Consider the following 317-nt stretch of genomic DNA (forward strand, 5'->3'; position numbering starts at 1 on the left):
GCCGGCGGGCCATGGCAGCCTTCAGTTGCAGAGGATGACTGCACCGGCTGCGGCCTCTGCATCGGCCACTGTCCGACAAACGCAATTTCCATATCGGTGAGGAGTGGCTCGCATGTCGATGCGCAACCCTGAACGTTACCATGTTTCCAGCGCAGTCGTCCTGACCTCACCGGCAGCCGCGAATGGTGTCATTGCAACATTATCAGAGATCCCGAACGTCGAAGTGCATGCCGCAGATCGCGGCAAAATCATCATCGTGATCGAAGGCAGGTCCAGCGGCGAGATGGGAGCGACACTCGCCGCCATTTCAGGCCTTC

General features: G+C 59.3%; 2 protein-coding genes. Both read left to right on the plus strand.

The window, feature by feature from the left end; translation table 11 throughout:
- Positions 1-132: 4Fe-4S binding protein (locus H6M51_RS25130; RefSeq protein ID WP_185812334.1), on the plus strand; the 132-nt coding region annotated here is incomplete at its 5' end.
- On the plus strand, positions 113-317 hold a 205-nt coding region (locus tag H6M51_RS24410; RefSeq protein WP_246780680.1), incomplete at its 3' end, for a chaperone NapD. The genes H6M51_RS25130 and H6M51_RS24410, both read left to right, overlap by 20 nt.

Source organism: Rhizobium sp. AQ_MP, from assembly GCF_014237835.1.
In the GTDB taxonomy this organism is placed as follows: domain Bacteria; phylum Pseudomonadota; class Alphaproteobacteria; order Rhizobiales; family Rhizobiaceae; genus Allorhizobium.